Origin of the sequence: Alicyclobacillus fodiniaquatilis (assembly GCF_042678105.1) — a bacterium.
In the GTDB taxonomy this organism is placed as follows: Bacteria; Bacillota; Bacilli; order Alicyclobacillales; family Alicyclobacillaceae; genus Alicyclobacillus; species Alicyclobacillus fodiniaquatilis.
In genome coordinates, this window is record NZ_JBHUCX010000036.1 from 1 (window position 1) to 9,814 (window position 9,814).

10 protein-coding genes are annotated in these 9,814 nt (G+C 46.3%); 2 read left to right on the top strand and 8 right to left on the bottom strand.

All coding sequences use genetic code 11. From position 1 onward, the window contains the following. The 3 genes from ACFSB2_RS14720 to ACFSB2_RS14730 form a co-directional block, all read right to left on the bottom strand. On the bottom strand, positions 1 to 328 hold a 328-nt coding region (locus ACFSB2_RS14720; RefSeq protein ID WP_377943845.1), incomplete at its 3' end, for a site-specific integrase. A 102-nt stretch (positions 329 to 430) separates the two neighbouring features. Beyond that, positions 431 to 838, bottom strand: coding sequence for a PIN domain-containing protein (locus tag ACFSB2_RS14725; protein ID WP_377943846.1), 408 nt, complete (start codon positions 836 to 838; stop codon positions 431 to 433). After that, a complete protein-coding gene (locus ACFSB2_RS14730; protein WP_377943847.1) occupies positions 835 to 1,101 on the bottom strand; it encodes an AbrB/MazE/SpoVT family DNA-binding domain-containing protein in 267 nt (88 codons plus the stop codon). Before ACFSB2_RS14730 ends, ACFSB2_RS14725 begins: the two co-directional genes overlap by 4 nt. A 1,059-nt stretch (positions 1,102 to 2,160) precedes the next feature. On the opposite strand from ACFSB2_RS14730, the gene rsgA reads away from it, so the two are divergent. Beyond that, a complete protein-coding gene (rsgA, locus tag ACFSB2_RS14735; RefSeq protein ID WP_377943848.1) occupies positions 2,161 to 3,258 on the top strand; it encodes a ribosome small subunit-dependent GTPase A in 1,098 nt (365 codons plus the stop codon). Positions 3,259 to 3,599: 341 nt separating this feature from the next. Beyond that, on the top strand, positions 3,600 to 4,049 hold the full coding sequence (locus ACFSB2_RS14740) for a DinB family protein (protein WP_377943854.1): 450 nt from the start codon (positions 3,600 to 3,602) through the stop codon (positions 4,047 to 4,049). Between the two features lie 11 nt (positions 4,050 to 4,060). Here ACFSB2_RS14740 and ACFSB2_RS14745 read toward each other — a convergent pair whose 3' ends face one another. The 5 genes from ACFSB2_RS14745 to ACFSB2_RS14765 form a co-directional block, all read right to left on the bottom strand. After that, positions 4,061 to 4,963, bottom strand: a complete 903-nt coding sequence (locus ACFSB2_RS14745) for an IS1595 family transposase (protein ID WP_377943849.1) — start codon at positions 4,961 to 4,963, stop codon at positions 4,061 to 4,063. A 284-nt stretch (positions 4,964 to 5,247) separates the two neighbouring features. Next, entirely contained in the window at positions 5,248 to 6,219 is a 972-nt protein-coding gene (locus ACFSB2_RS14750; protein WP_377943850.1) for an aldo/keto reductase, read from the bottom strand. A gap of 74 nt (positions 6,220 to 6,293) precedes the next feature. Then, positions 6,294 to 7,754: an IS5 family transposase gene (locus ACFSB2_RS14755; protein ID WP_377943851.1), complete on the bottom strand. Its 1,461-nt coding sequence runs from the start codon at positions 7,752 to 7,754 to the stop codon at positions 6,294 to 6,296. A gap of 538 nt (positions 7,755 to 8,292) precedes the next feature. Next, a complete protein-coding gene (locus tag ACFSB2_RS14760) occupies positions 8,293 to 8,475 on the bottom strand; it encodes a hypothetical protein (protein ID WP_377943852.1) in 183 nt (60 codons plus the stop codon). Positions 8,476 to 8,574: 99 nt separating this feature from the next. After that, entirely contained in the window at positions 8,575 to 9,591 is a 1,017-nt protein-coding gene (locus ACFSB2_RS14765; protein WP_377943853.1) for a zinc-binding alcohol dehydrogenase family protein, read from the bottom strand. Between the last annotated feature and the right edge of the window lie 223 nt (positions 9,592 to 9,814).

The window sequence follows — 9,814 nt, forward strand, 5'->3', positions numbered from 1 at the left end:
CCGTTCGAAGGCCTGGATCTTCCGTCGGAGATGGATAGCCAGATGTCTTGTGAGCCATCGAGATGGAACTGATTCGGCGTTGCAATGTGCTGACTTTATATCCCTGATCAGCCAAGTACGACAAATAGTACGCAACCGTTTCTGGGGAACAAGGCAGATGCCTGACAGATTGTGCTTTACACCAATTTAAAAAGTGACGCCAGTCACTTTGGTAACCGCGTCGAGTATTTTCCGCCTGTGATTGCGTGATGTAATGTTTGATTTGTTGATTCAATCTCTCACGCTGGTCTATGGATAACGAATAGGAATGGGAGAGCACTTCTGTCATCCTACATCCACTTCCCTCTCAAAACAGACATGAACAAGTTTCCGATTTGTTTCAGCTTGCCCTTATCAGCGCATCATTGGCGCGATTCATCACAGTTCTCGATCAGACGTTCACGGATGCATCGGGGGACGCACGGCTAAAATCATGGTCAAAATCCACCACTGTAACGCCTTTCCCTCTCGCGGTCATTGCCAGGTAGGCATCTGTAAAATCGAGATTGTGTTTCGCATAAAACTCCAGTGCCTCAGAGAGGATAACGGGATCCGCTGCAAAAACCCCCTCCATCATCACAATCTGACCAAGTACACCGGCCACATCTCGTTTCGCATACCCATAGATTTTCCCAGATAACACAGCACAGCACTCAGCAATGACGACCGGGTCTAAAAGGAGCTCAATTTCTCCTTTCGCCGCATTTACAAAAAGATCCCTTGCTTGTGGAGAAAGTTGGTCGTGATCGCGCAAAATGTACCTCAAGATGACATGGGTATCTAACATACGTTGTTTCATTCCATCTCTTCCTTTGCGCCACGATATTTCTCTGTCAGTTCTTCTGAAATCTGGTCCCTTAATTTGTCCATTGGCATATATTCATTTTCCGGACGATGCAATGCGCCATACAATGCATCAGGCGAAACTTGCTTAATCGCACGCAGAATGACCTCCCCTTCATCATTTACCCGAAAAACAACGCGATCGCCAGGATTTGTCCCAAGCGCTTTACGAATGGAGGTTGGGATTGTGATTTGATTCTTTTGTGTGATTTTTGACATTGGACCACTCATGACAAATACAACCACCTTTTCACGGTATAGATATGATTCTATCATTTTGATGCACATTTCAGGAGATGATATTCCAAATTTAATTTGGACGATTACATCCGATACTGTTCTATTATCGGATGTTGTTTATGTTATCTAAAATCATAGTTTCACCGATTTCATACACAATTATATTATCTTACATATCACCATATACAAATCATTATGATAGAAATAGAAACTATTTATATTTGTTGGATATATCATCATGTGTACGACTTATAATGAAGATACACACAGATCGGACAGTTTGGTTCTATCATCTGATGGAGATGCTACTTTACGCATTGGATGATCAAGAATGATTATTCATACGTTTTAATTTATGGACGATTAAAGTAGACATTTAAAATAGGAATGGGCGGTGGAATATGGAATAAAGGTTCTGTGGCACTTTATATGCTTGGAGGTATCATAGGTCCTCCAACTCTTCTAAGGCTCCTTAAAACGAACGGTAGGAATGGATTGTATGTAATTTTGCTCTATTAATGTAATATAACGATGGATTGAGCAAGGTCGAGGGGAACGGCAAAGCTGCTGTATGGTCTTTAGTCGTTAAGTAATCCGCTTTCCAGAGTGTATTTTGCAGGATGATGGTGGGCATTAGATCTTTGAATTCCCACCTCTAGAATGTAGCGGTGGCGATGTATAAAGATGGCATCGCAAAACATGCAAATTGTTCTTCGTGGCCACATGGTGATTGGGGATTGCAGGCTAAGTCTGCCAAACAGTTCTTTGTCCTAACACGTTTTATTAGTTGATGCCATATATTAATGAAACTGTTAGATAGTGATCATGGTGAGCCAAGGTCACGCTAATTCATCAGATGCAGAATTTTTCGGGGTCTTAGGAATATTATGCTGGATTCCAATTAAAACAATTGCTTGTATTAGTGCACCTAAATTTACATGGATACTAATTCTTTAACTCTAAGTTGTGTCATTGGACGCTATCATGAGGTATCATGGAAGAACCACAGTTGGTAAACAGGAGGGAGCCAATCTGAATTTGGATCTGGTGCACTGGGGCTGGAATTCAATCCGGGAAGAAGAATTCTCAATTTTCAAAGAACAGGGTTTCTGTGTTGGTAGAATTGTGTCAGAACATAAACACCTGTATAAGGTAATGACGATTCACGGCGAGTTACACGCGGAAGTCTCCGGGAAAATTAGGCACGATGGACTGGTGTTAGAACGTCGCGATCTGTTCCCTGCTGTTGGTGATTGGGTACTTGTGAAAATAATCGAACACGAAAAAAAGGCCATTATCCACGGGTTCTTATCCAGAATGAGTAAACTTTCCCGTAAGGTTTCTGGTAACAAAGTATACGAGCAAATTGTTGCAGCTAACATAGATTTCGTATTTCTCCTTAGTTCTTTAAACAACGAGTTTAATGAACGAAGGCTTGAAAGAGGTTTAGTTGTGTCTTGGGACAGTGGAGCACAACCTGTAATTGTCCTAACGAAGGCGGATCTTTGCACAGACATGGCTGCTAAAGTGGCGGCAGCTCAACGTGTAGCGCGAGGTGTATCCGTTCACATTATTAGTTCAATTACCCATGATGGTATAGAAAGCCTGTCCCGTTATCTGAGAACTGGAAGTACTATTGCACTATTAGGGTCATCTGGTGTTGGCAAATCTACACTTGTTAATTGTCTAATGGGAGAACAAGCTCAGAGAGTGAATGACATTCGACAAGATGATGATAAGGGAAGGCATACTACTACTCATCGGGAATTGATGATTTTGCCCAACGGCGGTTTAATTATAGACACTCCCGGAATGCGTGAAATCCAATTATGGGAAGCGAGTGATGGGTTAAACCAAACTTATCAGGATATCGAAGAAATTGCTCTAGGATGCTACTACAAAGATTGTCTACATCGTGATGAGCCTAGGTGTGCTGTTAAAGATGCAGTATTTCGAGGGGAACTAGATTCTGATCGATTCGAGAGTTACAAAAAAATGCAAAGCGAATTCGCCGATCTTTCATTAAAGCGCTCTGGCCACATCCGAGCTGTTGCAAAGGAAAGAGGAGGGCAGTACGCGCAGTTACTTCAATCCCAATATAGTAAAAAGAAAAAAGGCCGGCGAACCCTAAAATGAAAATGGATTATGTCGGTTAACCACAAACTTACATACATTCATCACCCTACCGAATAGCCACTTTTTCGAGGCTTTCTATGGTCAGATTTTTCTGGCCACGCTGGACTTGACCTATATAGTACGTATGTAGCCGAGACAGTTCGCCAAGTTATTCTTGGGTCATGCCTTTTTCCTTGCGTAGCACCCGAAGCGTTCGCCAAAAGATATCGGCTTGTGCGGCTTCGTTCCTTTGTTGGCTTTGCTGCACTTATATCGCGAGGTGGTCATGTTGTCAGATACGAACCTCTAAGATCACTGACGTTCCGGGGTTTACCCCACAAATTGGCCGATTGGTTTCGATGATGAATTATGTTAGGCAGACTACAACTTGGGAAGTCCAGGAATTAACAACCAAGCAACTTGACTATAGACAGGATGACGATGCAAACTCGATAAACTCATTACTTCGCCACATCGCGAGCATCGAAACATTTTATTATATTACAACCATTGAACGTAGAACCATGACTAAAGCAGAAATGGAGAGATGGGGCCCGGCGCTAGAACTGGGACCAGCGGGGAACTTAATCCTTCGCGGTTACAGCCTTGACGAACAATTGGCGTGCCTCAATGAGGTTCGTACTAGGACTCTAGAGGGCTTGCAACAAAAGAATGATGATTGGTTGTCGGAGGAGTTTCCCTTAAACACAGAGACTAAAGCGAATAATTATTTTGCGTGGTTTCACGTTTTTGAAGATGAATTGAATCATCGAGGACAGATTCGGATATTAAGAAAAAGATTACCGTTTTAAACGAAATCTGATCATCCCTTTAGCTCAGCTAATGTGATCGTTTTTGCAGAAGTGGAAGCAGCTAGCAATCTGTCGAACCATTCGCCTACAAAATGGCGTCGATTAAATCGGTACCCGAATTCATCCAGATATGTCTCTAGGTATTTGGGGTTGAGGCCATGATAGGTGCCCGCAATATACGCCTTGGCGTTACCGATGATGGTGTGAATCCATTTCAAGTGATCTGGATTTTGAAGCGGATCGAACTTCTTGGCATCGTGTGCATAACCGTTGCTGGCCAACTGCTTATACGAACGATAGTCATCGCTGACGATGGTTGAACCTGACGTAACTTCTTCTTTGGCAAACGCGATCAAGGTTTCACTTTTCACGTTCGGGATGACTCGAAATTTTACGTACTCAGGATGACCAGCTTGAGTCAAAGTGAGGGCTACGAGGACCATGGCTTTCTCTGTTCCTCGACCGCGTTTTCCACCCTCTTTAGGTGCGCCAAAAAACGCTTCATCAAGCTCGACAATGCCCGCCAACTGGTACTTTGCATCGCGATCACGCATGGCCTTCCGAATCTTATGTAGCAGGAGCCAAGCGGTCTTGTACCCAAGGTCTAGTTCACGAGCCAGGAAGGAAGCGGATACGCCCCGTTTATCATGAGAGACGAGATAGATTGCCAAGAACCATTTGACTAAAGATGTGTGCGTCTTATGAAAGATGGTACCTGCGGTCACAGACACCTGGTGATGACAATTCGCGCACTGATGCAGATGACGATCCGTGATTACATAGGCCTGGTGGTGGTCACACTTAGGGCACTGGAAACCTTCGGGCCAGCGGATCTGAAATAAGTGTTCACGGCACGCCTCTTCGGTAGAGAAGCGGCGTTGAATTTCCAGCAGGTTCAATGTCTTTTGCTTCATGAGTCATCCTCCCGAACGTTTGCTTCTATTTATCTTACCAAACGTACGTTCTCATATCTAGGATAACCTGAGCAAAGGGGATGATCAGAAAACGAAATATTACGCGCTCTTGTATCGCTAAAAGGAGCAAATGCGCAATAAGACTGTCTGAGTAGAGTAAAGGGCTGGGGTACCCAGCCCTTTACTCTACTTCATCTTCTTGAATTAAAACAGCCGGGTATCTTAGGCACCTCGCGGTATCCTCACTCCCTCAGAACCGTCAACATACGGTCGTAATCAATGACTTACCAAGAGTACGCTTCCGGAGCGGGTTTCCCTGGTCCTGGGAAGATTTCGTGCAACCGTTGCATTACGGCTTCGTCTAGTTTGACTTCCAAGGTGTGAAGATTATCGTTCAACTGCTCTAAGGTTCTCGGTCCGATGATGGGGGCGGTGACAGCCGGATTTTCTAACAACCAAGCTAAGGCCACCACATCTTGTGGCTCACCGATCTCTTTGCACAACTTATCGAATGCTTCCAACGCGGCACGGTTCTTCTCGACAGTTTCTTGTGCCCGAGCGCTGCGTTGTCCAGTTTTGGTTAGCGCGTTTCTGCCAAGCAATCCGCCAGCGAGCGGACTCCAAGGAATGACCCCAAGTCCAAGTCCTTCTGCTGCTGGGAGCACTTCCAATTCGGGCAAACGGCACAAAAGGTGGTACTGATGTTGCTCAGAGACGAGGCCGAGGAAATTGTGCTCTTTCGCGGCCGCTTGTGCGATTGCGAGGTGCCACCCAGCAAAGTTGCTAGCGCCAACGTACCCAATTTTACCTTGGTTCACCGCCACTTCAAATGCTCCCCACAGCTCATCCCAGGTGGCATTGCGGTCAACGTGGTGCATTTGATAGAGTTCAACGTGATCAGTTTGGAGGCGCTTCAGGGAAGCATCCAAGTGACGCCGAATTTTGTAGGCGGACAGTCCACCACGGTTGTTCGGTCCATCGTTGGGATCCATATCGCCGTACACTTTGGTTGCCAGCACGACACGCTCGCGACGGCTACCGCCTTGTGCGAACCAACGACCGATGATCTCCTCGGTCCAACCTTTTCGTTCCCAGCCGTATACGTTGGCTGTATCGAAGAAGTTGATACCAGCGTCGAGCGCTGCATCCATAATGCGGAACGCGTCCTTCTCCTCCGTCTCGGGGCCAAAGTTCATCGTCCCAAGGCATAAGCGGCTAACACGCAATCCAGTTCTCCCTAGATATGTATAGTCCATCTCACAAACCTCCTATGAATTTGAGTTGTGGCGTGAAGTAGTTATCATAGCTAATGTAGGGGCTGCTGAATGATTTATGACGCAGCCTCGATCGTATCGAAATTCATGTCAAGAAGTTCTCCGAAGATAAGCCAAAAAAGAAGCCGCAGCCTCTTCTCCAGATTCATGACCAGCAGCTGGAGAGCTATCACGGTCTCGCTTGTTTGACGAAGACGTGTTCGAATTAAGCCAAGCCCATAGACTCGCTTGCCTTCGCCGAATTTTCCCTCCACTGCGTTTCGCTCGCTCATGTCCTTCCGTTCCAGTTTCTTTTGTGCTCGATCCACTTGTTTTGGCGGTCTCCCAAGTTTCGGGCCACTCAACCGGATTGCGTGTTCCCTGCAGTACCTGTGATTGTCCCGTGTTCGATAGATTTTGTCTGCCAGAATCGCTTCTGGATAGCATCCGAAGCGTTCCTTATATCGTTCCACCGACTCTATCAGTGTTGTGCCCTCGTTGAAACTATCCCAGCTCGTCTTCTCCATCAAGGCATATCCTTCGACGACACTGATCGCTATTTTTGCACCGAACTCCACGTTCGCTTTTGCCTTTCCACGCACAATCGGTCGGACGTTGGGCTGGGCGATGCTCACTATTCTGTCATCCACCCGATGGCTGCGAGAGCGATACATTTCTCGTTGCTGGCGATGCAGTTCGCCAATGACCAGAAGTTCTCGATATTGTCGCCGTGAAAGTGCTGTTAACGGCGTGCACTGTACAAGTTGTTCAATGAATTTCAAGTCCCGCGCCACATAGCGCAATTGCCGCCCAACCGCCTTGCGATTCCTCGCCGTTCTCAGATAGTCGCGGCGTGCTTGACGCCGTCGGTCTCTAGGCTTCTTCATGTTCCCTTTATGTGGTGCATGGAGCGTGTCGATGATATTCTCTAGTTTCTCGCGTGCCGCGTTTAACAGCGACAGGTCAGTTGGGTACGCAACATCTGCTGGTGCACAGGTCGCATCCAAGATGAGCTTCCCTTGATGGGTTCGCAGCGCTTGAGGCTTCGCTTGTGCACCACCATTTGCATCGCTCTCTGGAGATGTAGGAGGTCCGTTCTTATGTTCATCGTCGTTTCCATCTTCTTTTTCTTGGCGCCCAGCCTGCACAATCCACTCGTTCACTTGGTTGATGACATCCGGGCCAAGTCGTTTACGGAAGTAGACTAGAAGAGAAGGATCAAAAGGCGAGTCTTCTTGATATGCTTCCAAGCCAATGAAATATTGCAAATACGGGTTTTCTGTGATGTGCTGAACCAAGTGTCGATCTGAAAAGCCTTCACGTTCCTGAATCATAAGCGCGCCAAGCGCCATCCGAACGGACACGGCCCGTCCACCTCGAAGATCTTTGCTGAAGTGCTTGCTGTATGCCTCTTCTACACGTCGCCATGGGATGAGATACGAAAGCTGAACCCAGCGATTGTTTTCGTTGAGTCGACCACCAAACGGCAGAAAAAAGTCTCCTGGAAGTATCTGTTGATCCAGATGATTCGCGTACAATGTCCTTCCTCCAAGTGCACGTTTTTTTGCTCACTCCGCTCAAAATCCATACACTTCTATTCGACAGATCACACTCAAATCCCTTGCTACGACTGGATTTTTAATTCATTCAGCAGGCCCTAATATATACGCAGGAAACGGGTTTGGGAACTAAGTCGAGACGTACAACGGATCCGCTTCTGGTTATATCTTGAGACTTCGAAGGATTTGTGTCAAACACCGGACGACGTACGAGACGTACTCAGCCGACTTTATCAGATGATTCAAAAGAACGGTCGGAAATCTCATCGATATAAGAAGAAAACGGTGTTTGATATATTGGGTGTCATTTACGAACGCAAGTAGAAAGATCGTCGCGCTGCATAAGGTACGAAAAGGTAGTCCACTTCGCTTGAGTGGACACACCCTATGATGGGATATTTAATCTTGTGAGTAAGTATTGTGTAACTTCCCAAGAAATCGGTTTATCCGCGAATGCTTACCTTGATGGGCATGTGGCGATACCCCAACTCGTAAAGATTGGGATTAAATTATCCCATTATTTTGCAGCATCGTCCAATTCAAGTTCAGCTCGAAAAATATTGGTTGTGTTTTGCAATTCAAATTCCATGGATACTATATGAATTATCTCGTTACCAATCAATTTTGCTTTAATTGTCAGTGTTCCAGTTACAGATCCCTCAATATTGTCTCCACATGAATCCTTTCTTTCCCATTCCATACGGACCTCAAGGCCAATACACACTCTCAGCTCTCATACATGCCCACTACCATATGACGGCGGTGGAAAAGCCGATAACATATCGCGTAAAGGCTCCACCTACTCTAGTTCTATCATGGCCTTTACTACCTTAGCTTCCGGTTTAGTCAACGCCTCAAACTCGTTCATGACATGATTAAATTTAATTCGATGAGTTACATACCCATTCACATCGAGTAGCCCATTCTCCATCGCACTGCGCACTGCATTGAAATCCTCTAACGTCGCGTTGCGACTACCCATCAACGTCAATTCACGTTTGTGCAATTCTGGATCAGAGAAACAAACGTCTCCTTTAACCAGACCCACATAAACCAGCGTTCCACCGTGTGCAACGTACTGAACAGAAGCTGACATAGATATGGCATTCCCTGTTGCATCAAACACCACAGTAGGAAATTCGCCATCTGTCAATCGTGAAAGTTCCTCCTCAGGGTGAATACGCGCGTCGATGGTGGCATCCACATCCGCCCACGAAGTGCAGAACGCCAATCGCTCTTCGTTGATGTCCATGGCAATCACGTGCGCCCCTCTCAGCTTCGCAAAAGCCATGACGCCAAGACCGATGGGACCTCCACCGACCACCAGGACCGTATCTCCACTACAAACACCAGATCTTCGGACCGCGTGCGCCCCGATGCCCAGTGGTTCGATCACAGCAGATTGCTCAATAGAGAGCCCGTTTGTCCGTATCAAGTGATTGGTCGGCATGGAAATAAACTCTGCCAATCCGCCGTCTACATGCACGCCAATCACCTTTATATTTGTACAGCAGTTGGTCTTTCCTTTGCGGCATGCAACACAGATTCCACAATGAAGATATGGAATTACGGAGACCTGATCACCAATGCTTAAGTTTCCCTCACCGCTCCCTATCATTTCAATAGTGCCAGATAGTTCGTGGCCAAGTACGCGTGGATAAGTAAAAAACGGCTGATTCCCGTGATACGCGTGAATATCGGTCCCGCAAATACCAATTCTCCGTATCCGAATCAGAGCCTCTCCAGGTTTTACATCAGGCATTGTTACATTTGTCATTGCAAACTGATTCGGTTCTACGCAAATAATCTTTTTCAAGTAAGCTCACTTCCCCCAGTGATTTTGGTACTCAGCTAAACCGCTGATCCATGCCTAGCTATGGCGAGCCCGGTATTCCCTAAGGTTCGATAACTTATGGGAACAACGCCTCCGCTTTTTTTAATAGCCTCTCGGCATTTGGTTTTCATTGAACCACCAACGGTTCTGTGCCCGAGGTCTGTTCGCTTGCCCCCATGTTGCTGAGCCCGACTTGACAAATCAA